This window comes from Streptomyces bicolor, assembly GCF_000719285.1.
Lineage (GTDB): Bacteria > Actinomycetota > Actinomycetes > Streptomycetales > Streptomycetaceae > Streptomyces > Streptomyces bicolor.
In genome coordinates, this window is the sequence record NZ_JOFS01000028.1 from 56,260 (window position 1) to 80,727 (window position 24,468).

Here is a 24,468-nt window from a genome sequence, read left to right on the forward strand (position 1 = left end):
GCCATGACACAAGACAACGACACCGAATTCCGGTATCCGTTCGAGGAGCGCTGCGCCGAGGTCCTCCGCGAACTCCGCGACACCGCAGAAATCGCGGTACGGCGTGCGCAGTTCGGCGAGATCCCCTACGGCTTCGACGACGCCGGGCCCGTCTTCGAGGACCTGGCCGAGGACGACGACCTGCCGTTCGGTCCGCGCATCCGGGAGCGGTACTTCCGACACGGCTCGATCGAGGCGTACTGGCGGTCGAGCCGCCCTGGCTCCCGGCTGGTCGGCGAGTTCCGGCTCGCGCACCTGCTGACCACCGTCCTCGACCAGCGCATGGACGTGATCTGGAAGGGCGAGGACGACACCGAGCGTGCCCTCTACCGCGAACTGCGCTACTTCGACGACACCCCGCGCACCGGTGCGGGCCGGATGGCCCTGCTGCGTGCCACTCCGGGCGCGACCGACCCCGAGATCTGGTTCTTCGACACCCGCCAGGGCGTCATGCCGATGGAGCTGGACTACGCCGGCTACCTGGACGCGCTGCTGATCACCAAGGGCGTCATGGGCTGGCAGTACCTGTACTGCGAGCCGGCGTTCAGCGGGCTGGGCTTCGCCTCCAGCGCCGGAGGACTGAAAGAGATGGCCGAGGATTTCCCCCGGCTCTTCCCCGACCACGACTACACGGACCTGCGGGCCCGACTAGAGGAACGCCTGTGACCCGCTACGCCGACATCCCCAAACCCATCCGCTCCGGAATAGTCGTCGTCAACCCCGACACCGGCACCCCCCAGCGGATCATCGTCCTGCAGTTCAACCCGGACACCCTGGAGCGCAGCGTCGCCCCCCAGTCCGCCGGCGACAGCGGCGACTCCGGAAGCGGCGGCACCGGCAGCGGTGACCGCAACGAGGCCCTGCGCCTCAAGGGCCCCGCCCAGGAGACCTGGAAGTTCACCGCCGAGATCGACGCCACCGACCAGTTCGAGATCGCCGCGCCCGACGGCATCCACCCGCAACTCGCGACCCTCGAAATGCTGGTGCAGCCGACCACCGCCCAGCTGCGCGCCGCGATGAAGCTCTCCCAGAAGGGCGCCATCGAGATCAGCCCGATCGAGATGCCGCTCACCCTCTTCACCTGGGGCAGCAAGCGGGTCATGCCCGTCCGGCTCACCGAGCTCTCGGTCAACGAGTCCGCCTTCGACGTGAACCTCAACCCGATCCGCGCCTCTCTCAGCATCGGCATGAAGATCCTCACCGTCAGCGACCTCCCCGCCGGCCACCGCGGCGCCGACCTCTACATGGCGCACCTCGCCCAGAAGGAGCGCCTCGCCGCAGCGGCACGCGGCGGCAGCCTCGGCTCGCTCGGGCTCGGCGGAGGCATAGGCGGAGGCGGAATCGGATTCGGCGCCGGAACCAACGCCGTCATCGGAAGGGGCTGAGCAGCACACCATGGCCGACATCGAGCCCTACGAGAACGCCCTGGACGCCATCCCGGGCGCCCACCCCTACCCCCGCACCAGCCGCTACCACGACGCCGAGATCGGCATCCACCGCCGCCCCGACGGCACCGAAGTCCGCTACACCAAGCGCCGCTTGCTGCCCCCGCTCGAACAGACCCCCGACGCCGAAGACACCCAGACCCACACCGTCGGCGCGGGCGAGCGCCCCGACCTGCTCGCGCAGCGCTACTTCGGCGACCCCGGGCAGTGGTGGCAGATCGCCGACGCCAACCCCGTACTCGATCCACGCGAGTTGACCGACGAGGCGGGCCGTGTCATCGACATCCCGCTCGCCGGCGGGTTCCCGGGCGGCAGGGGAGACCGGCGTGTTTGATCTGCCCGTGGGGCAGGGCCCCGTCCACATCACGCTCCACATGGGGCCCAAGCTCGCCCGGCCCGTCCCGGCCGAGGTGACCGAGGCCCTGCTGTCCGCCCAGATCACCGCGACCGCGGGGGAGCGCAGCGGGTTCCAGCTCGCCTTCGACCTCACCAAGAACGGGATCATCAGCCGGCGGCTCCTGCCCGAGGGGTTCTTCGATCCCAAGACCCGGATCATCGTCACCGTGACCGTCCGGGGCACGTCCGACGTGCTCTTCGACGGGCTGATCGTCCGTCACGAGGTGGGTGCGAGCAACCAGCCCGGGCACTCCACCCTCACCGTCACCGGCGAGGACCTCACCCTCCTCATGGACCTGGAGGAACGCACCGCCCGGTACCCGAACCTGCCGCCCTCCGAGCGGGTGCTCGCCATCCTGCGCCGGTACTCGGACTACGGCATCCGGCCCGACGTCTACACCGAGAAGATCGCCCAGCCCCCGCATCAGGACCTGCGGGTGCACTACCAGACACAGACCGACCTGCAGTACGTCACCGAGCTCGCCCGCGCCAACGGCTACACGTTCTATCTCGAGCCCGGCCCCAACCCCGGCCAGTCCTCGGCCCGCTGGGGACCGGAGGTCCGTCTCGGCATCCGCCAGCACGCCCTCAACGTCAACATGGACGCCAACTCCACCGTCGACCAGTTGACGTTCGCGTACGACGGCACCGCGCGCGAAGAGCCGCAGGCCCGTTGGCAGAACCCCGAGACCCGGCAGTCGGCCCTGCTCCCGCAGCCGTCCATCAGCCCCCTGCGCCCGCCCCTCGGCAAGCGGCCCACGCCGGCCCTCAAGCGCAGGACGCTCTCCGGCACGGCCAAGCAGCAACGCGAGCAGGCCGAGGCCGAACTCCTCGCCCGTGCCGCCGTGTCCGCCGACGTCGTCTCAGGATCCGGCTCACTCGACGTCATCCGGCACGGCTACATCCTGCAGCCACGCCAGCTCGTCGGCGTACGCGGCTCGGGACGGGCGTACGACGGCGACTACTTCGTCAAGTCCGTCACGCACAACCTGCGTCCGGGCTCGTACCAGCAGAACTTCACCCTCTCCCGAGAGGGCCTGGAAGCCCGCAGCGACTACGTCCGGCCGTAACCCGCACAAGCACACCCGCACACCCACGACTCAGACCCACCAACCAGGAGCACCTCCACCATGGCGGCACCCAGCAATCGCTACCTCGGCAAGTTCCGTGGCCGCGTCGTCAGCAACGACGATCCGCTGCGCATCGGCCGTATCACCGTCGAGGTCCCGGACGTCCTCGGCGACGAGCCGTCGACCTGGGCGCTGCCCTGCCTGCCGTTCACGGGGCCCGAGTCGGGGCAGTTCGTGGTGCCGCCGCCGGGCGCGGGCGTGTGGGTGGAGTTCGAGCAGGGGGACCCCAGCTTCCCCGTGTGGACCGGGTGCTGGTACGGCGCCGCCGAAGAGCTCCCGCCCGACGCGCGCCGCGAACTGCAGACCAACTCGCCCAACAAGCCCGTGGTCGTGCAGACGCCGCAGGCGCACAAGATCGTCATGAACGACACGCCCGGCGCCGAGCAGGGGATCCTCCTGCAGGCGCAGGGCGGCGCGTACATCCGCATCACCAAGGAGGCCGTGGTCATCGCGACCGGCGCAGGGGCGGAGGTCATTCTGCGCGGCCGTGAAGTGACCATCAACGAGGGCCAGTTGACCGTGCTCTCGAAGCGATAGGAAAGACGGGGGATCAAGAACATGCCCGGGAGTCTGCTCGATGCCGACGCCGTGATCGGCTGCCCGCACGGCGGTCGCGTCACCGCGGCCGGTACACCCTCCGGCGGCGTACGAGCCGGCGGCGCCGCCGTCGCCACGGCCGCCCACAGCTACGTCGTCACCGGCTGCCCGCACACCGTCGACCGCGTGCCCTCGCCGTGCGTGACGGTCCGCTGGACCGCCGACGGAACCGGCATCACGGTCGACGGCGCGCACGTGCTGCTCGACACCTCCGCGGCGGAGTGCTTCACCGCGGCCTTCGTGCCGCAGGGACCGCCCGTCGTCCAGGCCGCGCAGCGAAAGGTCACCGTCCGATGAGCCGCCCCACCCGCCGACGCCCGCGCAGCGACATCGCCTTCCCCTTCCGCGCCGACCGCCGGGGCCGCACCGCGCACGCCACCCATGGCGAGCACGTCCACGACCTCATCGAGCAGCTGCTGTTCACCAGCCCCGGCGAGCGCGTGATGCGGCCCGACTTCGGCTGCGGGCTCCTCGATCTGGTCTTCGCCCCGACCAGCCCGGAACTCATCAGCACCCTCGAACTCTCCGTCCAGGCCTCGCTCCAGCGCTGGCTCGGCGACCTCATCGACGTGGAGGCTCTCGACGTGGTCAGCGAGGACAACGTCGTTCGCGTGTACCTGTCGTACGTCATACGCGCCGACGGCGCCCGCCGTGACGACGTCTTCGAAGGGAGGGCCACGGCATGACCGGTACGACCACCACCTCCCGCCGGGCCAAGGTCCGCGCCGCCCAGCTCAACGGGGTCGACGCCGTCGAGGTGAGCGACGACGGCCTGCTGCTCACCGTCACCTTCCTCGGCAAGGCCCCGCACGGCCTCGTCCCCGAGAACGTCCGCATCGACGGCGGTCGTCGCATCACCGGCATCGTCGCCGTGGACGTCAGCGTGGAGCGCGAGGAGGACCCCGAGCTCGACGACCGGCTCTACGTCACCCTCGACAAGGCCGGCGACAGCTCCCGCTACCGGCTCTCCCTCGTCGAGACCGACCCGTACGGCCGCCCGGGCACCGAGCCCTTCCGGGGCTTCGACCAGCGCTACCACAGCGCGACCTTCGCCTTCCGGCCCGACTGCCCGACGCCCTTCGACTGCGAGGGAGACGAGCAGGAGCCCGAAGGGTTCCCGTCCGCGCCCGTCATCGACTACACGGCCCGCGACTACGACACCATCCGCAAGCTGCTCCTGGACCGGCTCGCGCTCACCACGCCCGACTGGGTCGAGCGCAACCCGGCCGACCTCGGCATGACCCTCGTCGAGCTGCTCGCCCACACCGGCGACCAGATCAGCTACCAGCAGGACGCGGTGGCCACCGAGGCCTACCTCGACACCGCGCGCCGCAGGGTCTCCGTGCGGCGGCACGTCCGGCTCATCGACTACGCGATGCACGACGGCTGTACGGCGCGCGCGTACGTCGCCGTCGAGACCGCCGGCGACCACACACTCGCCCCGGGCACCTTCCGCTTCGCCTCCGTCGACGTCCGCACCCTCGACCCGCACGACCGGCCCGAACCCGGCACGGTCGTCGACGAGGCCGACCTCGGCGACCTGGACGAGCGCGGCTCGGTCGAGGTCTTCGAACCGGTCGTCACCGCCGACCCGCTGGAGCTGCGCGTCGCGCACAACGCGATCCGGCTGTGGACGTGGGGTGGCGAGGTCTGCACCCTGCCGAAGGGGGCCACCTCCGCCACCCTGCGCGACGAGTGGGTCGACCCGGAGACCTGCCGCGAGCGCCGACTCGACCTGCGGGCAGGCGACCTGCTGATTCTGGAGGAGGTCAAGGGCCCGCGCACCGGCACTCCCGGCGACGCCGACCCGAGCCATCGCCAGGCCGTACGCCTGACCTCCGTCACCCCCGCCGTGGACCGTATCGAGGACCAGCCGGTCCTGGAGGTCACCTGGGCCGCCGGGGACGCCCTGCGCTTCCCGCTGTGCCTGACCACGCGCGGCGGTCGCGACTGCCTGCCCGTCGAGGACGTGAGCCTGGCCCGCGGCAACGTCGTCCTCGTCGACCACGGCCGTACCCTGCACGGGTTGCCCGAGACGTTCACCGTCCCGCAGGCGCCCGCCGAGGTCGCCCCCTGCGACCCTCCCGCCTTCGGCTGCTACGACCGTGCGGAGGGAAACGCGCCCGCCCGGCTCATCAACTCCCTCACGGACAAGTCGGAATCCGGTGCGACCCTGACCCCCGACGACGTCCGCGAGCTGTTCCAGGTGGTCGGCGAGGGAGCGGCCAACCGTGCCGGAATCGGCCTGGAACGTGCCGGCCAGCGTCACGAGCGCGTCGTGCCCGGCACGGCGTACGCACAGGCCGCCGCCCTGCGCACCCTGCTCGCCCAGTCCGTCTACCCGGGCACCCAGCCCCGCTTCCGTCCCGTCCTGGGGCGCACGCCCGTGGTCCAGGCGGTGCCGTTCCCGGACCTCGCAACCGTCGCCGCCGGGCAGGCAGAGCGGATCGCGGCGATTCCGGGACGGGTGCGGCAGCGGCTCGTCGAGCTGTGGCGCAGCGCCCGCGACCGGGACGGGCTCTCCGACGCCGAGATCGCCGAACTCGCGGTGATCTACGGCCTGAGGATCCTGGAGCGGATCGAGCTGCGCCGCCACCCCGTCCGTGCGCTGCGCGAACTCCTGCACCGCAGCGATCAGTTGCTCGACGCCAAGCTGCGCCGGATCGAAATCCTGACCTCGCGCGCCCGCGCCGGGACGGTCCTGGACGGGCACATCGCCTGGGAGATCGCCCACAGCTGGGGCCCCGCGTACGCGGCCGGGCTGCACCCCGGGGAACCGGTGCTGCGGGGCTCCGCCACCGCCGCCCTCGACCAGGACCCGCGCCGCGCGCTGCCCGCCGTACGCCTCCACTCGGGCGAGGACGAGATCTGGGAACCGCGCCGGGACCTGCTCGGCAGCGGCCCTCGCGACCGGCACTTCGTCGGCGAACTGGAGGACGACGGCCGTCTCGCCCTGCGCTTCGGCGACGGGCGGCACGGCGCGAGGCCGACGCCCGGGTCCCGGCTCGCCCTGCACTACCGGCTCGGCGGCGGCACCGCCGGCAACGTCGGCGCGGAGGCCATCAACCACCTCGTCGTCCAGTCCGACTGTGACACGCCGCCCGCCGCCGTGGTCCGCAACCCGCTGCCCGCGACCGGCGGCATCGAGCCCGAACCCGTCGAGCAGGTACGCCAGTTGGCCCCGCTCGACCTGCGCCGCACCCGGCTGCGTGCGGTCACCGCCGAGGACTACGCGGCCCTCGCCACCGCCCTGCCCGGCGTCCAGCGCGCGGCGGCGGAGCTGCGCTGGACCGGCAGTGTCCAGGAGGCGCACATCGCGATCGACGCGTACGGCACCGGCGCCCCGCCGGCCGAGCTGCTGACGTCGGTCGCCCAGGCGCTGGAACCGTACCGGCGCATCGGCCACGACCTCGTCGTCGGCGCCGCGCGGCTCGTACCGCTGGACATCGCGCTGACCGTGTGCGCCAAGCCGGGGCACCAGCACGGGCAGATCCTGGCCGAGCTGTACCGCGTGCTCGGCAGCGGGGTGCTCCGCAACGGTGTGCGGGGCTTCTTCCACCCGGACGCGCTGACCTTCGGCGAACCTGTGCGGCTCAGCCGTCTGGTCGCCGTCGCGGCAGCCGTGCCCGGCGTCGAGAGCGTCCAAGTCGCCCGGCTGCAGAGGCTGTTCGAGCCGGACCGAGGAGAGAGGGAGGACGGCGTGCTGCGGCTCGGCCCGCTGGAGATCGCCACCTGTGACAACGACCCGGACCGGCCGGAGAACGGCCGGCTGGCGATTTCCCTGGGAGGTGCCCGATGACCGGCGTCCCGACGACCGAGGGCACGCTCGCCGACGAGTGCACCTGCGGCGGCGCCTGCCGCAGCGGCCACGACGAGCGCCTCGCCCCGGCCCCCGTGCACAACCCGCCCGGCCGCACGGCGCTCGACTACCGCGTCGGCGAGTACGGCTCCTTCCGGGCCGCCCTGCTGGACCGGCTCGCCTCACCGGCGTACCCGGCGCTGAGCGAAGCGAAATGGGGGTCCCCCCGGCCGGAGGCTGGGGGAGGCCTGACCGTGCGCACCCCGGACGACCCGGCGATCGGCCTCCTCGACGCCACCGCCGTCCTCGGCGACCTGCTCACCTTCCACTCCGAGCGCATCGCCGACGAGGCCTACATCCGCACGGCCAACGAGCACCGCTCCCTCGTCCTGCTCGGCCGCCTCGTCGGCCACCGCCCGCGCCCCGGCGTCGCCGCCGCCACGCACCTGGCGTACACGCTGGAACGCGACCCGCGCGCCGAGGCGCTGCCGGTCACCATCCCGCGCGGTGCCCGCAGCCACAGCGTGCCGGCTTCCGCCGACGAGCAGTCGCTCACCTTCGAGACCAGCCGCGACCTGACGGCCCGCTGGGACTGGAACGAGCTGAAGGTGCGCCGCCGGCGTCCCTCCCTCGTCACCCCCGAGGACCTGGAGCGCCGATCGGAGATCTTCGTCGAGGGCACGGCGAACTCCCTTCAGACCGGTGACCAGTTGCTCTTCGTCTTCGGTGAAAAGGCGGGCGGCGAGCGCAAGTTGCTGCCCGTGGCCAAGGCGCGCGTCGACCGGGACGACGAGATCACGGCGATCTCCCTGCCGAAGTCGGCCCCGCCGACGCTGAAGGAGCTCGTCGACGAGGTACGGCGCTGGACCGCCGCGCCTGCGGCCCCGGGCGAGCCGGGCGAAGAGCCGCCCACGCCCGAGGTCCCCAACCCGCGGCCGGTCAGCCGGCTGATCGAGGACTTCGAGGACCAGGTCCTGGAGCCCTTGCGTGATGACCTGGACGGCATCAAGACGCCCGAGCGGCTCGCGGCGCGGCTCGCGGAGCCCGTCGCACGGCTCGGCGAGGCGCAGGTGCTGGCCGAGCCGTATCCGGACGTGGCCGCGTGGTTCGAGCAGCTCGAGGCGGTGCTCGCCGAACTGGCCGAGCGCGCCCTGGCGTTGGCGCCCGCCCAGGACGCCGAGGCCGAGCCTGCCCTGCGGTCGGCCAAGGGCACCGAGAACGTCGACCCGCGTGCCGCCGCGCTCCAGACCCTGAGCGCCGTCCTGCCAGCCCTGCGCGGGGCGACCCCCGCCCCGCACGGCGGCACCGGCTCCCAGCGCCCGGGCAGCGACACCGCACGCCTGCTCTCCGCGCTGAACCCTGGTCTCGGCACCCTCTACCCGGCGTGGCGGACGGCCGCCGCCCCCGGCACCCCCCAACTCCTGCGTGAACTGCTCGCCATGCGGGTCACCGCCGCCCCCTTCGGCGCCACGGCCCCGCTCAAGCCGGTCCAGGACGACCGCGGCCGTGTCATCCGCACCGCCGACTGGCCGCTCACGGGTGCCGTGCTGGCGAGCATGCGGGTCGTGTACGACACGTCGGGCCGGACGCCGGTCCGGGCCGAGTTCCAGTACGTCGAGGGCAGCAGCTCCGACCAGCGCGCCGAGAACCTGCCGGTCGCCCAGCCGGTGAACCTCCCCCTGGGTACGGGCCAGGTCGAACTGTCCGTCCGATCGGGCCAGGACCGCGACCTGAACTGGCTCAACCGCCGCCCCACCGACTCCCAGGAGCCCGGTGTCACGGCCCGCTTCCACTCGGGCCTGCCGGAGCGCACTCTTTTCGTGTCCCGGCCCGACGACGAGGGCCTGATCCACGTCGGCGTCCACAACGGCACGTCCGAGCAGATCGCACTGCGGCCGAACGCGAGCGAGCAGTTCACGCACGGCGAGTACGAGGTCAGCCTCAAGTACACGGTGGGCACCACCGAGCCCAACCTCGAGGTCGTGATCGCCAGCAAGCCCGAGCCGCTCAACCGCCGGGTCCTCCAGCTCGACTCGGTCCACACCGGCATCACCGTCGGCAGCTGGGTCGCGATCCAGCGCCCCGCCAAGGGCGCCCAGGACGGCGTACCCGGCGACGCCAAGCTCGCGTTCGTCACCACCCAGGTGGCCGCGGCGCGTACGGCGGCGTACACCAACTACGGCATCACCGGCCGCGGCACCGAACTCACCCTCGCCGACCCCTGGCTGGACGAGTTCGACGTCCTGCTCTCGCACATCCGCGACACCACGGTCCACGCGGCCGGCGAGCCGCTCCGCCTCGCCGACGAACCGCTCGGCGAGGACGTCCACGGCAACGAGATCGAACTGGCGGAGCTGTACGACGGGTTGCGGCCCGGACGTACGCTCATCATGAGCGGTGAGCGAAGCGACATCCCGGGGACCGCGGGTGTGCGGGCGACGGAGGTCGTCACGATCGCCGCCGCGGACCCGGCCCGCGATCCCCGACTGCCCGGCGACCCCGTCCACACCCGCCTGACCCTGACCGCCGACCTCGCCCACCGCTACCGCCGCGAGACGGTGAAGATCCTCGGCAACGTGGTCGAGGCCACGCATGGCGAGAGCCGCGAGGAGGCCATCGGCAGCGGTGACTCCGACCGCGTGAACCAGACGTTCGCGCTGTGGCAGTCCCCGCTCACCTGGCTCGCCGACGACAACCCCCTCGGCGCCACACCGGTGCTGGAGATCCGGGTCGACGGCGTCCTGTGGCACGAGGTCGACAGCCTCGCCGGACGCGGCCCGGGCGAGCGGGTCTACATCACCGGCTCCACCTCCGACGGCCGTACGACCGTGACCTTCGGCGACGGCGTCAACGGCGCCCGACTGCCCTCCGGCCACGAGAACATCCGCGCCCGCTACCGCTTCGGCACCGGCAAGGCCGCCAACGTCGCCGCCGAGCGCATCACGCAGCCCCTCACCCGGCCGCTCGGCGTCACCCAGGTGACCAACCCGCGCCCGGCGAAGGGCGGCGCGGACGCGGACGGCCCCGGCCTGACCCGCCGTACGATCCCGCTCGCCGTCTCGGCGCTGGACCGCCTCGTGTCCGAGTCCGACTACGAGGACTTCGCCCGCTCCCGGGCCGGCATCGGCCGGGCCGCGGCGCGCGAACTCTTCGACGGGCGGCGACGCGTGCTGCACGTGACGGTCGCGGGCACCGACGACGTGCCGATCGACGGCGACTCGGACACCCTGCGCGCTTTGCGTGGCGCTCTCACCGAGTACGGGGACATGAACCTCCCGGTCCGGGTGGACGTGCGAGAGCTCGTCCTGCTGCTCGTCGCCGCCAAGGTGAAGGTCGCCGCCGACCACGCCTGGGAGGTCGTCGAGCCGCGCCTGCGCCAGGCACTGCTTCGCCGACTCGGCTACGAGGGACGGGAGCTGGGCCGCCCGGCCCGCCTCTCCGACGTCCTCGCCACGGCCCACTCGGTGCCCGGCGTCGACTACATGGACGTCGACGTCTTCACCGGCGTCCCCGCGTCCGCCACGCCCGAGGAACTCACCGGGATCCTCACCGATCCCGGCCCGCCCAGGGCATCGGTCCCGGCGCACCCGGCGACGTACGACGAGAAGACCCACACGGTCCGCGCCGCGAACGGCGAGACGCTGTCGGAGATCTGCGCCATGTACGGCGTCCCGCTCGCCGAACTCCTGCGCCTCAACCCCGACATCACCGACACCCGGCGCCTGGCGAAGGGCCGTTCGGTGTTCGTCTTCCGCGGTATCCGCCCCGCCCAGCTCGCGATGCTGTCGCCGAAGGCCACGGACACCCTGATTCTGACGGAGGTCAAGTGATGTCCCCGGACGTCCAGTTGGAGACCACCACCCCGGCGACCACGTCCAGGGAACCCGACGGGCTCGCCGCGCTGCTGCCGCGCTGGCACCTGCTGCGCGACGCCGAGGAGGGCGAGCCGCTGCGCGCCCTGCTGGCGGTGATCGCCGAACAGATCGACCGGGTCCGCGACGGCGTCCAGCAGGGCTACGAGGACCTGTTCGTGGAGACGGCCGCGCCCTGGGTGCTGCCGTACCTCGGCGACCTGGTCGGCTACCGCACCCTGCCCGGCTACGAGCGCGTCCTGACGACCGGGCTGCACGAGGGAGGCCGCGCCGCCCTCGCCGAGGCCGTCGCTCCGCGTGCCGACGTGGCCGCCACCGTCGCCAACCGCCGCCGCAAGGGCACCCTCCACCTCCTGGAGGAAATCTCCGAGCAGGTCGCCGGCTGGCCCGCCCGCGCCGTCGAGCTGTCGCGGCAGGTCTCCCACACCCAGCCCGTGAAGCTGTACGGCGACACAGGCGTCCTCCCCGACGCTCGGCTTCGCTCGCGCGGGGGGACCCCCATCGGCGGGCGAGGCCGTCTCGTCGACCTGCGCGACAACTCCGCCCTCGACCTGGCGGGCGGCCCCTTCGGCGCGACGGCCCGCACGGTCGACGTCCGCCGCGCCAACTCGCGGTACCGGCAGGGTGGTTGGACTCCGGCCGGGGTCGCGCTCTTCGTCTGGCGGCTGAAGGCGCACTCGCTCACGCAGTCCCCGGCGTACTGCATCGACCGCGCCCGCAACCTCTACACGTTCTCGATCCTGGGCAACGACACCCCGCTGGTCACCAAGCCGTTCCCGGAGCCGTCGCCCACACACATCGCGACCATCGACAACGTCCCGGCGTTCATCACCCGCCGCCAACTCCACGACCGGCTCACCGACTACTACGGCCCCGGCAAGAGCCTCGTCATCCGGCGCGACGGCGAGGACCAGCCCGTACCGCCCTCCGACATCGTGGTCGCCGACCTGTCCGACTGGCGCTACCGCCCCAAGCGCGGCCAGGTCGCCGTGGACCCGGAGCTGGGCAGGATCGCCTTCGGCTCGCGGTCGGCGCCCCGGCAGGGCGTGTGGGTGGACTACCACTACGCGTTCGGCGCCTTCATGGGCGGCGGCGAGTACGACCGCCACGACCGCGAGCCGCGTCCCGACGCCGAGGTCTACCGCGTCGGGCCCGGTCAGCCGTACCGCCAGATCATGGACGCCTACCGGGCCTGGCAGCACGACCGCCGGGCCGACCGGACCGGCCCCGACGGCATCATCGAGATCACGCACAGCGGCGCCTACCAGGAGCAGCTGGACTTCGACCTCGACCCCGGCGACCGCCTGGAGGTCCGGGCGGCCGAGGGCACGCGGCCCGTGATACGGCTGCTCGACTGGTACAGCAACCGGCCCGACGCCCTCAACATCCGTGCGGTGTCCGAGGACTGCGCCCCGCACGAGCGCCCGCGCATCGTCCTCGACGGCCTGCTGGTCGCCGGACGCGGCATCAACGTCACCGGCCCCATGGGCGCGGTCGTCGTACGGCACTCCACGCTGGTGCCCGGCTGGTCGCTGGAGCCCGAGTGCGATCCGCACTCGCCGGAGGAGCCCAGCATCGTCCTGGAGCGCACCACCGCGTGCCTGCAGATCGAGCACAGCATCCTCGGCACCATCGAGGTCATCGGGGACGAGGTGAGCGAGGAACCCCTCGACATCCACCTCCGCGACAGCATCCTCGACGCCACCGGCCCGGCCCGCGAGGCCCTGTCCGCACCGGACTGCCGCCACGCCCACGCCGTGCTGCACCTGCACCGCACCACGGTCATCGGCGAAATCTTCACCCACGCGGTGAAGATCGCCGAGAACTCGATCCTCACCGGCAGGCTCCATGTGGCCCGGCGCGGCATCGGCTGCGTCAGGTACTCGTATGTGCCGCCCGGCTCGCGCACCCCGCGCCGCTACCGCTGCCAGCCCGACCTGGCCGGGCCCGAACAGGCCGGTCGCGTACGGCCGTTGTTCACCTCCGAGCGCTACGGGACGCCGTGGTACGGCCTGCTCGCCGACCGGTGCGCCGAGGAGATCCGGCGCGGCTCCGACGACGGCGCCGAGATGGGCGCCTTCCACGACCTGTACCGGCCGCAGCGCGAGGACGGCCTCAGGGCACGGCTCGCGGAGTACACGCCGGCGGGCACCGACGCCGGGATCGTCTTCGTGACGTGAGGCGAGACATGAGCCAAGACGTGCGCGCCGCCGCCGTAAGCCCTACCCGCACTTTCCTGAACCAGGGGGACCCCCTTCATGCACGCTGATCTCTCCCGCCTCACGTTCCGCCCGCAGCGGCGCTACTCGGCGGTCATCGCCCAGCAGGGGCGCGTCCAGCTCGACGCCGACATCAACGAGCAGACCGCGATCCAGCTCCACCAGGCCCGTACCCTCGCCGCCGACCTGATCGGCCGGTACGGCGGTCCCGCGCGGGACGCGGGCTTCAAGATCGACTACGTGGGCGGCAAGCACGACATCGACACGCTCCACATCCACGGCGGCCGCTACTACGTTGACGGCATCCTGCTGGACGCGACCCGCCCGGCGCCCGGCGTGCCCGTGCCGGACGAGGACGCCGAGGCCTCCGCGGAGCAGGACACCGCAGCCCCGCCCGCGTACTGGACCTACTGGGACCAGCCGGACGGCTTCCGCGACCCGGAGAAGCCCGAGGACCGGCTGCCCTCGCCCGCCCAGACACCCTTCGTCGTCTACCTGAAGGTGTGGGAGCGCGCCGTCTCCGCCGCCGAGGACCCGGCGCTGCGCGAGGTCGCGCTCGGCGCGGCGATGCCCGACACGGCGGCCCGGGTGAAGGTCGTGTGGCAGGTGCTGCCGCTGTCGCTCGCCGCGCTGGAGATCGACGACGGCAACCCGTCCAAGGAGGTCGTCCGGGCCGCCTTCGACAAGTGGGCCAAGAAGCAGGCCACGCCCACCGCGCGGCTCGCCGCCCGCAGCGAGCGGCCCGACCACGCCGACGAGGACCCCTGCCTGGTCAAGCCGGACGCCCGCTACCGGGGCCAGGAGAACCAGCTGTACCGCGTCGAGGTGCACGCCGGTGGCGAGGCCGAGGATGCCACCTTCAAGTGGTCCCGCGAGAACGGCTCGGTGGTCTTCCCCGTCGACGAACTCGACGGCACCTGGGCGCAGTTGGCCTCCCTCGGGCACGACGACAAGCTGGACCTGGACGTCGGCGACCACGTCGAGCTCGTCGACACCGCGTACGCCTCCCGCCTGGAGCCCCTGCCCCTGCTCCGGGTCGAGGAACTGGACCTGCCGGGCCGCCGGGTCCGCCTGTCCGCCGAGCCCGACCCGGCCGTCGGGCGGCTGCCCCACCTCAACCCGTTCCTGCGCCGCTGGGACCACCACGAGGGGCCCAGGCGCAAGGGCCGTACCACCGCCCTGAAGGGCGGAGCGGTGCCGGTCGCGGAGGGGGAGTGGCTGCCGTTGGAGGACGGCGTCGAGGTGTACTTCGCCAAGGGCGCCACCTACAACACGGGCGACCACTGGATCATCCCGGCCCGCACCGCAACCGGCAGCGTCGAGTGGCCCGCGGACGCGGCCCGGCGCCCGCTGCTCCAGGGCCCCTCCGGCATCGTCCGTGGCTTCGCGCCGCTGGCCCTGGTCAAGGGCGAGGGCGGCACCGTCGACCTGCGCCTCGCCTTCAACCCGCTGGCCAGCAGCATCCCGGCCGCGGACGAGGCGACGCTCGCGGCGGAGGAACAGGCGCGCCGCGAGGAGCAGTTGGCGGAGGACCCGTCGGGCGGGAGGTCGCAGACCACGGCGGAAGCGGAGGCCGCGGCGGAGGGAGACGAGTAATGGCCAAGCCCCTGAGCGCGTCCAAGATGGTGGAGATCCTGCGCGCGGAGGGCCTCACGGTCCACGAGGTCCGCAGCTGGCGCACCCACAACCGCAACAGCAAGGGCCCCTGGGGCCCGGTGAACGGCGTGATGATCCACCACACCGTCACCAAGGGCACCGAAGCCTCGGTGAACATCTGCTACAACGGCTACTCCGGCCTGCCGGGCCCGCTGTGCCACGGCGTCATCGACAAGAAGGGCCACATCCACCTCGTCGGCAACGGCCGCGCCAACCACGCCGGCCTCGGCGACAGCGACGTCCTGCGCGCCGTGATCAACGAGTCGAAGCTGCCGCCCGACAACGAGGCCGACACCGACGGCAACGCGCACTTCTACGGCTTCGAGTGCATCAACCTCGGCGACGGCAAGGACCCCTGGCCCGAGGCGCAGAAGGAGGCCATCGAGAAGGTCTCGGCCGCCATCTGCCGCCACCACGGCTGGAGCGAGCGCTCGGTCATCGGTCACAAGGAGTGGCAGCCGGGCAAGACGGACCCGCGCGGCTTCACCATGGACGGCATGCGCAAGCGCATCGCGGAGCGGCTCAAGGGCGGCGGTGGCGGCAAGCCCGACCCCGACCCGAAGCCCGCGCCCAAGCCGAAGCTCGAGCCGTTCCCCGGCAGCGGCTTCTTCCACGTCGGTCAGAAGTCGCCGATCATCACCGCGATGGGCCGCCGCCTGGTCGCCGAGGGGTGCGGCCGCTACGAGGAGGGCCCGAGTCCGGAGTGGACCGAGGCCGACCGCCGCTCCTACGCCGCCTGGCAGCACAAGCTCGGCTTCAAGGGCAAGGACGCGGACGGCATCCCCGGCAAGGTCAGCTGGGACAAGCTGAGGGTGCCCAACGTGTGACGGCCTCGCGCATGCGGTGAAGCGGCCCAGGTACCCCGCGGGGGTGTCCTGGGCCGCTTTCGCGCCCGGGAAGGGTCTTGCTCGGCTGGCGGAAACACGTCACACTGGATACCGAACGAATGGTCGGTTGGGGAAGCTGGTATCGATGACGACTTCACACTCCGCCGAGGTGCCCCCCGAGGGGCCGCTGCAGGAGCACTTCGATGCGACGATCTCGCGCGACCAGCGCATCGAGCCGCGCGACTGGATGCCGGACGGCTACCGCAGGACGCTCGTCCGCCAGATCGCGCAGCACGCCCACTCGGAGATCATCGGCATGCAGCCCGAGGGCGAGTGGATCACCAAGGCGCCGTCCCTGCGCCGCAAGGCGATCCTCTTCGCCAAGGTGCAGGACGAGGCCGGACACGGGCTGTACCTGTACTCGGCGGCGGAGACGCTGGGCACCGACCGTGCCGAGCTGACCGACCGGCTGATCGAGGGCCGCCAGAAGTACTCGTCGATCTTCAACTACCCGACCATGAGCTTCGCCGACGTCGGTGTCATCGGCTGGTTCGTGGACGGCGCCGCGATCTGCAACCAGGTGCCGCTGTGCCGCAGCTCGTACGGGCCGTACGCGCGCGCGATGGTGCGGATCTGCAAGGAGGAGTCGTTCCACCAGCGGCAGGGCTACGAGCTGCTGATGACGATGATGCGCGGCACCGAGGCCCAGCGGGAGATGGTGCAGGACGCCGTGAACCGCTGGTGGTGGCCGTCCCTGATGATGTTCGGCCCGCCCGACGACGCCTCGCCCAACTCCGCGCAGTCGATGGCCTGGAAGATCAAGCGGCACAGCAACGACGAGCTGCGTCAGCGCTTCGTCGACATGACCGTCCCGCAGGCCGAGAAGCTGGGCGTCACGCTGCCCGACCCCGAGCTGCGCTGGAACGCCGAGCGTGGCCACCACGACTTCGGCACCCCGGACTGGGACGAGCTGATGCGGGTCATCAAGGGCGACGGGCCGTGCAACGCCCAGCGGATGCAGCGGCGCAGGAGCGCCCACGAGGAGGGCGCCTGGGTGCGCGAGGCGGCCACCGCCCACGCGGCCAAGCGGGCCGCCCGTGCGGAGAAGGGAGCGGTGGCATGAGCGCCGAGAAGCAGGGCTGGCCGCTGTACGAGGTGTTCGTGCGCGGCAAGCGCGGGCTGAACCACGTCCACGTGGGCTCGCTGCACGCCGCCGACGAGCGAATGGCGCTCACCCACGCGCGGGACCTGTACACGCGGCGCAACGAGGGCGTGTCCATCTGGGTGGTGCGCTCCGAGCACATCACCGCCTCCACGCGCGACGAGAAGGACCCGTTCTTCGAGCCCAGCGCCGACAAGGTCTACCGCCACCCGACCTTCTACGACATCCCCGACGACGTCCCGCACATCTGAAGGAGAGGGCATGAGCGACGACCACGTCTACATGACCCTCGCCGAGGGACACGAGGACGACACCCGCTGGGCCTACGGCACCGGCTTCGAGGACCCGCTGCACGGCGTCGACACCACGGTGCCGGAGGGCGTCGACGCCACCGAACTGGCCTCCCTGTGCGTCGCGTTGGCCGACGACGCCCTGGTCTCGGCCCAGCGCCTGGCCGAATGGATCACCCGCGCCCCCGAGCTGGAGGAGGAGGTGGCACTGGCCAACATCGGTCTCGACCTCCTCGGCCAGGCCCGCCTCCTGTACTCCCGCGCCGGCCAGGTCGACGGCACCGGCCGCGACGAGGACGCCTACGCCTACTTCCGGGACGCCGACGACTTCCGCAACGTACGCCTGGCCGAACTGCCGGGCGGGGACTTCGCGTTCACCGTCGTGCGGCTGCTGGTGCTGTCCAGCTGGCGTCTCGCCCACTTCGAGCGGCTGGCGTCGCACCCCGACCCGGTGCTCGCGGCCATCGCCGCGAAGGGCGTGAAGGAGCTGAGCTACCACCGGCAGTACGCAGCCGAGTGGGCGGTGCGCCTGGGCGACGGCACGGACGAGTCGTACCGCCGCATGCGCAAGGCCCTGGAACAAGCCGCCCCGTACGTGGGCGAGTTGTTCACCGCATACGACGTACGGGACGAGGTCGTCGCGGTACTGAAGCAGGTCACGGAGGCGGCCGGACTGCCCATGCCGGTCTACCGGCCGCTGCCCGGATCCGGCCGCGACGGTGAGCACACCGAGCATCTCGCGCCCCTGCTCGCCGAGTTGCAGGGCGTGGCCCGCGCCCACCCGGAGGCGACATGGTGACCACGCTGCTCGACGCCCGGCGCGCCCGGTACATCGCCGAACAGGTGCCGGACCCCGAGCTGCCCATGCTCACCCTGGCCGACCTCGGCGTCCTGCGCGGCGTCGAGCTGACCGAGGACGGGGCGGTCGTGGCAAGCCTGACGCCGACCTACTCGGGCTGCCCGGCCATGGCCGAGATGCGCGCCGATGTGGCGGCACGGCTGCGTGAGGCGGGGTACGCGCGCGTGGAGATCCGTACCGTGCTCGACCCGCCGTGGACCAGCGACTGGATCACCCCGGCCGGCCGCCGCAAGCTCGCCGAGCACGGCATCGCCTCGCCCGGACCCGCACCGCGCGGCGGCGGCCCCGTCCCGCTGGTGCTGTCACCCACCCGGCACGCGGTGACCTGCCCCCGCTGTGGCTCGGCGGACACCGAGGAGACCTCCCGCTTCGCCGCCACGTCCTGCAAGGCGCTGTGGCGTTGCCGCGCCTGCCGCGAGCCGTTCGAGTACGTCAAGGAGATCTGAATGGAAGGCCTGAGGGAAGCTGAGACGGCCGCCGCGGCCCGCCCGCGCACCCGCCGCCGTCCGGCCTTCCACATCCTGACCGTCGCCGCCATCCAGCCCCTGTGCTCGGACGCGGTCGCCGTCGGCTTCGACATCCCGGCGGAGCTGGCCGAGGAGTTCGCCTTCGAGCCCGGTCAGTCGCTGACCCTGCGGCGCGAGGTCGAGGGGCGGGACGAGCGGCGGTCGTACTCGATCTGCTCGCCGGCCGGGACGAGCCCGCGCATCGGCGTACGGGTCGTGCCCGGCGGGCTCTTCTCCTCCTGGCTCGTGAACGACGTACGCCCTGGCGACACCGTCGAGGTCATGGCCCCCACCGGCGCCTTCACGCCCGACCTCACCACGCCCGGCCACCATGTGCTGATCGCGGCGGGCTCCGGCATCACGCCCATGTTGTCCATCGCCGAGTCCGTCCTGGCCGCCGACCCCCGCTCGACGGTCACCCTCTTCTACGGCAACCGCCGCACCGACACCGTGATGTTCGCCGACGAGCTCGCGGACCTGAAGGACCTCTACCCGGCCCGGTTCCAGCTCGCCCACGTGCTGTCCCGCGAGCCCCGCGAGGCCGAGGTGCTGTCCGGGCGCATCGACGCCGACCGGCTCGCGACGCTCGTCGACGCGCTCGTCGACGTGACGACCGCCGACCACTGGTGGCTGTGCGGCCCGCACGGCATGGTCCGGGACGCGCAGCGGGTGCTGGAGGGCCTCGGGGTTCCGGCGGAGCGGGTGCACCAGGAGCTGTTCTACGCCGACGACGAGCCCGTACGGGAGGTGCACCACGAGGAGGGCGGCCCGCAGGGGCCCGTCAGCCAGGTCACCATCACCCTCGACGGCCGCTCCACCACGGCTGCCCTGCCGAGGGAGCGGACCATCCTCGACGGCGCCCAACGCACCCGCCCCGACCTGCCGTTCGCCTGCAAGGGCGGCGTCTGCGGCACCTGCCGGGCGCTGGTCACCGACGGCAAGGCGGACATGCGGCGCAACTTCGCGCTGGAGGCGGCCGAGGTGGACGCGGGGTATGTGCTGACCTGTCAGTCGTACCCGGTGTCCGAGGCGTTGACGGTCGACTACGACAGCTGACACCACGCACCCAAACTGCCGTGCCGCGACGGAGCCTTCCCCGGCGGGCCCGCCGGGGAGGGGAGGCGGCGGGCATGGCGGATGACCAGGGATTCGAGTCGGTGGCCTCACACATCACACTTGTCATATGTGCGGAAATTCGGCGGGTATCGTTCGTGGTTCGGCCGGGCATCGTTAGGTGGCGGGGTTCGAGGGTGAGAGGGGAACCATGCCGTCGTCGTCCATACGGTGGGCCGGAGCGCAGCCACAGCCGGTGCTCAGTCCGCAGGCGCCCGTTGCCGTCTTCCTGGTGGTCACGATCGAACCCGGCGGCGAGCCCGAGGCGCGCGAGCTGCTCGCCGGGCTCGCGGGACTCGTACGCGCCGTGGGGTTCCCGAGTCCCGACGGCGGACTGTGCTGCGTAGCCGGAATCGGGTCATCGGCGTGGGACCGGCTCTTCGGCGAGCCGCGCCCCCAGCAGCTGCGTCCCTTCAAGGAGTTGGAAGGGGACCGGCACCGCGCCGTGGCCACACCCGGCGACCTGCTGTTCCACATCCGTGCCGCCCGCACGGATCTGTGCTTCGCCCTCGCCGCCGAGATCATGAAGCGGCTGCGCGACGCGGTCACCGTGCAGGACGAGGTCCAGGCCTTCGCCTACTTCGACTCGCGCAACGTGCTCGGCTTCGTCGACGGCACGGAGAACCCGGTGGGCCAGGCGGCGGCCGAGGCGGCGATCGTCGGTGAGGAGGATCCCGCGTTCACCGGCGGCAGTTACGCGATCGTCCAGAAGTACCTGCACGACGTGGACGCCTGGGAGGCCCTGGCGGTCGAGGCGCAGGAGAAGGTGATCGGCCGCTCCAAGCTGACCAACATCGAGCTCGACATGCCCGGCTCCCACATCGACGTGAACACGGTCACCGGCCCGGACGGGGAGGAACTGGAGATCCTGCGCGGCGCCATGCCGTTCGGCAGGCCGGGGCACGGCGAGTTCGGCACGTACTTCATCGCCTACGCCCGTACGCCCGAGATCCCGGAGAGCATGCTCCGCAAGATGTTCCTGGGCGGCCCGGAATCCGGCCCCGACCCGATCCTGGACTACTCGCAGGCGGTCACCGGAACCCTGTTCTTCATCCCCTCGGTGACCTTCCTGGAGACGATTCCGGAACGCTCCGTGACCGACTGAACCGTCCGGCGGCAGGCGGGCGGCACGGGCGGCTCGCCCGACCGGGCGACGGCGGGCGTCAGGCCTCCCGTGCTGCCCGCTCCGCGTCCCGCTCCTTGAGGCGGGCCGCCTCCTTGCGGACCTCGGCCTGGGTGGCGCGCTCCTTTTGCAGCCACTCGGGCTGCTCCTGCTTCAGCGCCTCGATCTGCTCGGTGGTGAGCGGCTCGGTGACGCCGCCGCGGGCGAGCCCCGCGATGGAGACGCCCAGCTTCTGCGCGACGACGGGGCGCGGGTGCGGTCCGTCGCGTCGCAGTTCGCGCAGCCACTCCGGCGGGTCGGTCTGCAGCGCGTTGAGCTCCGCGCGCGTGACGACACCCTCCCGGAACTCGGCGGGGGTGGCTTCGAGGTACACACCCAGCTTCTTCGCCGCGGTCGCGGGCTTCATGGTCTGGGTGCTTTGGTGCGACGTCATGGTGTCAAGGGTATCGAGCGGATGACCGACCGCCGACCACGGCCGGTAAACTGGCCAGGTGACAGGCTCGGAAGCATCCCCCTCGTTCCGGCTCGCGTACGTCCCGGGGGTGACCCCCTCTAAATGGGTGCGGATCTGGGAGGAGCGCTTCCCCGACGTCCCCCTCACCCTCCACTCGGTGACCGTCGCCGAGGCGCCGGACATGCTCCGCGCGGGCGACGCCGACGCCGGCTTCGTCCGCCTGCCGGTCGACCGCACGGTCCTCAGCGCGATCCCGCTCTACACCGAGACCACGGTCGTCGTCGTCCCGAAGGACCACGTGATCGCCGCGGTGGACGAGGTGACCGCCGAGGATCTGACCGACGAGGTCGTCTTCCACCCCCTCGACGACGTCCTCGACTGGGAGCGGCCCCCGGGGCAGCCCGCCTTCGAGCGCCCCGCGACCACCGCGGACGCCGTCGAACTCGTCGCGGCGGGCGTCGGCCTGCTCGTCGTGCCCCAGTCACTGGCCCGTCTCCACCACCGCAAGGACCTCACCTACCGCACCCTCGTGGACGCCCCCCAGTCGAGCGTCGCCCTGTCCTGGCCCGAGGACGCCACCACCGACCAGGTCGAGGACTTCATCGGCGTCGTCCGCGGCCGCACGATCAACAGCACCCGGGGTCGTGCGCCATCCCAGCCCCCGGCCCCCAAGGACCAGCCGAAGCGCAAGCGCCCCGACGCCGGCGGCAGCGCACGCCACCAACCCGGAACCGGCCGCAATCCCCGCGGCGGCGCGGGCGGCGCCACAGGTACGAAGGGCGCGAAGGGCGCGCGGCGCGGGAAGCCACGGCGCCGGTCCTGATCGGCGGGAAGTGGGCGGCGAGTGGGCGGGGAGTCCCGCCGCTGATCACTGCGTGCGGTGCGTGATCCTGCGCTCCAGATCGCGCAGATCCTTGCCGATGTGGGCGCGGACCTGGCGGGCCATGAGCGGTGCCGTCAGCCGCAGGAGGCCGCCGGGGCCGCCCCGGACGCGGATGCGGGCGAGGGTGCCGGCCGGGTGCGGGTCGAAGGAGTAGGTGACGTGCATCGGCATGGGACCGGCCACGGACACCATGTCGAGCAGCCGTGGGAATTCGTACGACGCCACGCGCAGTACGTAGTCGATGCGCCGGCCGAGGAAGTACGCGGTCCTGGTGACCTCGGCACCGACCCCGAACGCGCCCGCGTCGGCCTCGCGGGTCAGCTCGGCCGCACGAATGCCCTGGGTCCACTCGGCGTCATGGCGCCAGTCCATGGCGTACTCGGCCACCTGCTCGGGAGGAACCGGGACCACCCGCTCCGCCGTCACGTCGATCGTCATCGTGCCGCCGCCCTGTCAGGATCCTGACCGCTGACTCCAGGATCCCCGCACCGGACGCCGGGCGCGCGTCGGTGCGGGGATCCGGTCGGCGGCTCAGGGGGCGTACGTGGCCTGCTCGGCCGTACGGAGTCGGAGTTGCCGAAGGCCACCGAGGTAGTCCGTCGCGGAGTTGCGGCCGACCAGATTGATCGGGCCGTAGAAAAGGGTCTGCAGGGACGGGTCGTCGAGGGTCTTCTCGATGCGGAGCCGGAACGGGAGGGTCACGCGGACGGTGTCGCCGCACGCCAGGTGCGGGACACGGTGAAACAGCTTCCGGCGCTCGGAGTCCCGCTGACCGCAGCGCCGTTGACGGTCACCTCGAAGCCGTCGGCCACCCAGGACGGCACCCGCGGCTTCAGCTCGAAGGACGCGCTGCCCCCGCCGATGCGAGTCGGGCCCTACTTCGTCCGGCACAGCCAGTCGTACGCCGCCCGCGCCGTGAACTCCCCCTGTCCGCCCCGCAGTAGCAGACCGGCCGTCGCGAACTCCGCGGCATCCGCCTGAGTCGCCACGTACGGGACCGCGATGCACCGCATACCCGCCGCGTGCGCCGCGGCGGCGCCGGGGGCCGCGTCCTCCAGGACGACGCAGTCACCGGGCGCGACGCCCAGCCGGCGGGCCGCCTCCAGGAACACGTCGGGGGCGGGCTTGCCGCGGTCGACCTCGTCGGCCGAGACGACGGTACGCAGATGTGCGTCGAGGCCCGTGCCGGCGAGGACCGCGGTGATGGCCTCCAGTGACGAGCCCGAGGCCACGGCCATCGGGACGCCCTCGGCCGCCAGCAGGTCCACGAACTCGCGCATCCGCGGGTACGCGCGCGTGGAGGTGCGGGCGAGCTCGAGATAGCGGCGGTTCTTGGCGGCGAGCAACTCCTCGACGGTGGCGGTCAGGTCGTACTCACGCTTCCAGAGCGTGACCGTCTCCAGGGTGCTGATGCCGACGTACCGCTGGTGATCCGCCCATGTGAAGCCGGAGATCCCGTGCTCGGCGAGGACTTGGCGGCCGGCCTCGAAGTAGTGGGGCTCGCTGTCCACGAGTGTTCCGTCGAGATCGAAGATGACCGAAGTGCCGCCGAGTCCGCTCATGGCTCCAGCATGTCAAAGGTCATTTCCGGGCCGCCGCCCGCCCGATCGACTCCACCAGCGGCAGCAGCCGGTGCGCGACACGCTCGCGCAGGGCCACCTCGGTGCGGGTGCGGACCACGCCGGGCAGGCTGATCAGCTTCTGGATCACGTCCTCCAGGTGGGCGTTGTCGCGAGCCACCACCCGGGTCAGCAGATCCCCGCCACCGGTGATCGAGAAGGCCTCGACGATCTCCGGTACGGCGGCGAGCGCGTCGCCCACGTCGTCGAGATGGCCCTGGGTCACCTCGATGTGCACGAACGCCAGCACCGGATGGCCGAGGGCGGCGGGGGAGAGGGCCGGCCCCGTGCCGGTGACCACGCCGTCCCGCTCCAGCCGGTCGAGCCTGGCCTGGAGCGTGCCGCGGGCCACGCCGAGGATGCGGGCGTACTCGCGCACGCTGGTGCGGGGCTGCTCCAGCAGCAGGCGCAGGATGCGGGTGTCGAGCTCGTCCACGGGCATGGTGACGGGACCTTTCTTCCGTGCATGGTCCGTTGGC

Annotated in this window: 23 protein-coding genes and 1 pseudogene; 19 read left to right on the plus strand and 5 right to left on the minus strand. The window is 72.2% G+C overall.

Annotated features, from left to right (window positions below):
- The first annotated feature begins 3 nt into the window (after nucleotides 1–3).
- From IF78_RS0130570 to IF78_RS0130655, 18 genes are all read left to right on the plus strand, one after another.
- On the plus strand, nucleotides 4–705 hold the full coding sequence (locus IF78_RS0130570) for a hypothetical protein (RefSeq protein WP_051828296.1): 702 nt from the start codon (nucleotides 4–6) through the stop codon (nucleotides 703–705).
- Nucleotides 702–1,424: a hypothetical protein gene (locus IF78_RS0130575; RefSeq protein ID WP_031481601.1), complete on the plus strand. Its 723-nt coding sequence runs from the start codon at nucleotides 702–704 to the stop codon at nucleotides 1,422–1,424. Before IF78_RS0130570 ends, IF78_RS0130575 begins: the two co-directional genes overlap by 4 nt.
- A 10-nt stretch (nucleotides 1,425–1,434) precedes the next feature.
- On the plus strand, nucleotides 1,435–1,818 hold the full coding sequence (locus IF78_RS0130580; protein WP_031481603.1) for a LysM peptidoglycan-binding domain-containing protein: 384 nt from the start codon (nucleotides 1,435–1,437) through the stop codon (nucleotides 1,816–1,818).
- Nucleotides 1,811–2,950 carry a hypothetical protein gene (locus IF78_RS0130585; protein ID WP_031481605.1) on the plus strand — a complete coding sequence of 380 codons (1,140 nt, stop codon included), beginning with the start codon at nucleotides 1,811–1,813 and terminating at the stop codon, nucleotides 2,948–2,950. The genes IF78_RS0130580 and IF78_RS0130585 overlap by 8 nt, the downstream gene beginning before the upstream one ends.
- 60 nt (nucleotides 2,951–3,010) lie before the next feature.
- Entirely contained in the window at nucleotides 3,011–3,547 is a 537-nt protein-coding gene (locus IF78_RS0130590; protein WP_031481608.1) for a phage baseplate assembly protein V, read from the plus strand.
- Between the two features lie 21 nt (nucleotides 3,548–3,568).
- Nucleotides 3,569–3,904 carry a hypothetical protein gene (locus IF78_RS0130595; RefSeq protein WP_031481610.1) on the plus strand — a complete coding sequence of 112 codons (336 nt, stop codon included), beginning with the start codon at nucleotides 3,569–3,571 and terminating at the stop codon, nucleotides 3,902–3,904.
- Entirely contained in the window at nucleotides 3,901–4,293 is a 393-nt protein-coding gene (locus tag IF78_RS0130600; protein ID WP_031481612.1) for a GPW/gp25 family protein, read from the plus strand. The genes IF78_RS0130595 and IF78_RS0130600 overlap by 4 nt, the downstream gene beginning before the upstream one ends.
- Nucleotides 4,290–7,406, plus strand: a complete 3,117-nt coding sequence (locus IF78_RS0130605; RefSeq protein WP_031481614.1) for a putative baseplate assembly protein — start codon at nucleotides 4,290–4,292, stop codon at nucleotides 7,404–7,406. Before IF78_RS0130600 ends, IF78_RS0130605 begins: the two co-directional genes overlap by 4 nt.
- Complete coding sequence (locus IF78_RS0130610) at nucleotides 7,403–11,236, plus strand: putative baseplate assembly protein (RefSeq protein WP_031481615.1); 3,834 nt, start codon at nucleotides 7,403–7,405, stop codon at nucleotides 11,234–11,236. Before IF78_RS0130605 ends, IF78_RS0130610 begins: the two co-directional genes overlap by 4 nt.
- The gene (locus tag IF78_RS0130615) at nucleotides 11,236–13,458 is read left to right on the plus strand and encodes a hypothetical protein (protein WP_031481617.1); all 2,223 of its coding nucleotides are present in this window, start codon (nucleotides 11,236–11,238) and stop codon (nucleotides 13,456–13,458) included. Before IF78_RS0130610 ends, IF78_RS0130615 begins: the two co-directional genes overlap by 1 nt.
- Before the next feature lie 78 nt (nucleotides 13,459–13,536).
- A complete protein-coding gene (locus IF78_RS0130620; protein ID WP_031481619.1) occupies nucleotides 13,537–15,093 on the plus strand; it encodes a DUF6519 domain-containing protein in 1,557 nt (518 codons plus the stop codon).
- A complete protein-coding gene (locus IF78_RS0130625; RefSeq protein ID WP_031481621.1) occupies nucleotides 15,093–15,980 on the plus strand; it encodes a peptidoglycan-binding protein in 888 nt (295 codons plus the stop codon). The genes IF78_RS0130620 and IF78_RS0130625 overlap by 1 nt, the downstream gene beginning before the upstream one ends.
- A 145-nt stretch (nucleotides 15,981–16,125) precedes the next feature.
- The gene (gene paaA / locus IF78_RS0130630; protein WP_031481623.1) at nucleotides 16,126–17,103 is read left to right on the plus strand and encodes a 1,2-phenylacetyl-CoA epoxidase subunit PaaA; all 978 of its coding nucleotides are present in this window, start codon (nucleotides 16,126–16,128) and stop codon (nucleotides 17,101–17,103) included.
- Nucleotides 17,100–17,393 (plus strand): 1,2-phenylacetyl-CoA epoxidase subunit PaaB, encoded by a 294-nt coding sequence (gene paaB / locus IF78_RS0130635; protein WP_031481625.1) that lies wholly within the window; start codon nucleotides 17,100–17,102, stop codon nucleotides 17,391–17,393. Before paaA ends, paaB begins: the two co-directional genes overlap by 4 nt.
- A 10-nt stretch (nucleotides 17,394–17,403) precedes the next feature.
- Entirely contained in the window at nucleotides 17,404–18,231 is an 828-nt protein-coding gene (paaC, locus tag IF78_RS0130640) for a 1,2-phenylacetyl-CoA epoxidase subunit PaaC (protein WP_031481627.1), read from the plus strand.
- Nucleotides 18,225–18,737, plus strand: a complete 513-nt coding sequence (gene paaD / locus IF78_RS0130645) for a 1,2-phenylacetyl-CoA epoxidase subunit PaaD (RefSeq protein WP_031481629.1) — start codon at nucleotides 18,225–18,227, stop codon at nucleotides 18,735–18,737. Before paaC ends, paaD begins: the two co-directional genes overlap by 7 nt.
- Nucleotides 18,738–19,853: a 1,2-phenylacetyl-CoA epoxidase subunit PaaE gene (gene paaE / locus IF78_RS0130650; protein WP_031481631.1), complete on the plus strand. Its 1,116-nt coding sequence runs from the start codon at nucleotides 18,738–18,740 to the stop codon at nucleotides 19,851–19,853.
- A 208-nt stretch (nucleotides 19,854–20,061) separates the two neighbouring features.
- Entirely contained in the window at nucleotides 20,062–21,015 is a 954-nt protein-coding gene (locus IF78_RS0130655) for a Dyp-type peroxidase (RefSeq protein ID WP_031481633.1), read from the plus strand.
- 58 nt (nucleotides 21,016–21,073) lie between these two features.
- Here the strand turns inward: IF78_RS0130655 and IF78_RS0130660 are convergent, their stop codons facing one another.
- Nucleotides 21,074–21,466 carry a DUF5997 family protein gene (locus IF78_RS0130660; protein ID WP_031481635.1) on the minus strand — a complete coding sequence of 131 codons (393 nt, stop codon included), beginning with the start codon at nucleotides 21,464–21,466 and terminating at the stop codon, nucleotides 21,074–21,076.
- Nucleotides 21,467–21,524: 58 nt separating this feature from the next.
- On the opposite strand from IF78_RS0130660, the gene IF78_RS0130665 reads away from it, so the two are divergent.
- Complete coding sequence (locus tag IF78_RS0130665) at nucleotides 21,525–22,310, plus strand: LysR family substrate-binding domain-containing protein (RefSeq protein ID WP_078662650.1); 786 nt, start codon at nucleotides 21,525–21,527, stop codon at nucleotides 22,308–22,310.
- A gap of 45 nt (nucleotides 22,311–22,355) precedes the next feature.
- On the opposite strand, the gene IF78_RS0130670 is transcribed toward IF78_RS0130665, so the two are convergent.
- From IF78_RS0130670 to IF78_RS0130690, 4 genes and pseudogenes are all read right to left on the minus strand, one after another.
- The gene (locus tag IF78_RS0130670; RefSeq protein ID WP_031481639.1) at nucleotides 22,356–22,808 is read right to left on the minus strand and encodes an SRPBCC family protein; all 453 of its coding nucleotides are present in this window, start codon (nucleotides 22,806–22,808) and stop codon (nucleotides 22,356–22,358) included.
- Between the two features lie 150 nt (nucleotides 22,809–22,958).
- Nucleotides 22,959–23,233: pseudogene (locus IF78_RS46670) on the minus strand (beta-L-arabinofuranosidase domain-containing protein); the annotation flags it as partial.
- 12 nt (nucleotides 23,234–23,245) lie between these two features.
- A complete protein-coding gene (locus IF78_RS0130685; RefSeq protein WP_031481641.1) occupies nucleotides 23,246–23,932 on the minus strand; it encodes an HAD family hydrolase in 687 nt (228 codons plus the stop codon).
- Between the two features lie 19 nt (nucleotides 23,933–23,951).
- On the minus strand, nucleotides 23,952–24,431 hold the full coding sequence (locus IF78_RS0130690) for an Lrp/AsnC family transcriptional regulator (RefSeq protein WP_031481643.1): 480 nt from the start codon (nucleotides 24,429–24,431) through the stop codon (nucleotides 23,952–23,954).
- Nucleotides 24,432–24,468 lie beyond the last annotated feature (37 nt).

What these genes read in the sequence shown, in the direction of transcription:
- IF78_RS0130570 (WP_051828296.1), top strand. Translation starts at nt 4, where the DNA reads ATGACACAAGACAACGACACCGAATTCCGGTATCCGTTCGAGGAGCGC.
- IF78_RS0130580 (WP_031481603.1), top strand. Translation starts at nt 1,435, where the DNA reads ATGGCCGACATCGAGCCCTACGAGAACGCCCTGGACGCCATCCCGGGC.
- IF78_RS0130590 (WP_031481608.1), top strand. Translation starts at nt 3,011, where the DNA reads ATGGCGGCACCCAGCAATCGCTACCTCGGCAAGTTCCGTGGCCGCGTC.
- IF78_RS0130595 (WP_031481610.1), top strand. Translation starts at nt 3,569, where the DNA reads ATGCCCGGGAGTCTGCTCGATGCCGACGCCGTGATCGGCTGCCCGCAC.
- IF78_RS0130600 (WP_031481612.1), top strand. Translation starts at nt 3,901, where the DNA reads ATGAGCCGCCCCACCCGCCGACGCCCGCGCAGCGACATCGCCTTCCCC.
- IF78_RS0130605 (WP_031481614.1), top strand. Translation starts at nt 4,290, where the DNA reads ATGACCGGTACGACCACCACCTCCCGCCGGGCCAAGGTCCGCGCCGCC.
- IF78_RS0130610 (WP_031481615.1), top strand. Translation starts at nt 7,403, where the DNA reads ATGACCGGCGTCCCGACGACCGAGGGCACGCTCGCCGACGAGTGCACC.
- IF78_RS0130615 (WP_031481617.1), top strand. Translation starts at nt 11,236, where the DNA reads ATGTCCCCGGACGTCCAGTTGGAGACCACCACCCCGGCGACCACGTCC.
- IF78_RS0130620 (WP_031481619.1), top strand. Translation starts at nt 13,537, where the DNA reads ATGCACGCTGATCTCTCCCGCCTCACGTTCCGCCCGCAGCGGCGCTAC.
- IF78_RS0130625 (WP_031481621.1), top strand. Translation starts at nt 15,093, where the DNA reads ATGGCCAAGCCCCTGAGCGCGTCCAAGATGGTGGAGATCCTGCGCGCG.
- paaA (WP_031481623.1), top strand. Translation starts at nt 16,126, where the DNA reads ATGACGACTTCACACTCCGCCGAGGTGCCCCCCGAGGGGCCGCTGCAG.
- paaB (WP_031481625.1), top strand. Translation starts at nt 17,100, where the DNA reads ATGAGCGCCGAGAAGCAGGGCTGGCCGCTGTACGAGGTGTTCGTGCGC.
- paaC (WP_031481627.1), top strand. Translation starts at nt 17,404, where the DNA reads ATGAGCGACGACCACGTCTACATGACCCTCGCCGAGGGACACGAGGAC.
- paaD (WP_031481629.1), top strand. Translation starts at nt 18,225, where the DNA reads ATGGTGACCACGCTGCTCGACGCCCGGCGCGCCCGGTACATCGCCGAA.
- paaE (WP_031481631.1), top strand. Translation starts at nt 18,738, where the DNA reads ATGGAAGGCCTGAGGGAAGCTGAGACGGCCGCCGCGGCCCGCCCGCGC.
- IF78_RS0130655 (WP_031481633.1), top strand. Translation starts at nt 20,062, where the DNA reads ATGCCGTCGTCGTCCATACGGTGGGCCGGAGCGCAGCCACAGCCGGTG.
- IF78_RS0130660 (WP_031481635.1), bottom strand. Translation starts at nt 21,466, where the DNA reads ATGACGTCGCACCAAAGCACCCAGACCATGAAGCCCGCGACCGCGGCG.
- IF78_RS0130670 (WP_031481639.1), bottom strand. Translation starts at nt 22,808, where the DNA reads ATGACGATCGACGTGACGGCGGAGCGGGTGGTCCCGGTTCCTCCCGAG.
- IF78_RS0130685 (WP_031481641.1), bottom strand. Translation starts at nt 23,932, where the DNA reads ATGAGCGGACTCGGCGGCACTTCGGTCATCTTCGATCTCGACGGAACA.
- IF78_RS0130690 (WP_031481643.1), bottom strand. Translation starts at nt 24,431, where the DNA reads ATGCCCGTGGACGAGCTCGACACCCGCATCCTGCGCCTGCTGCTGGAG.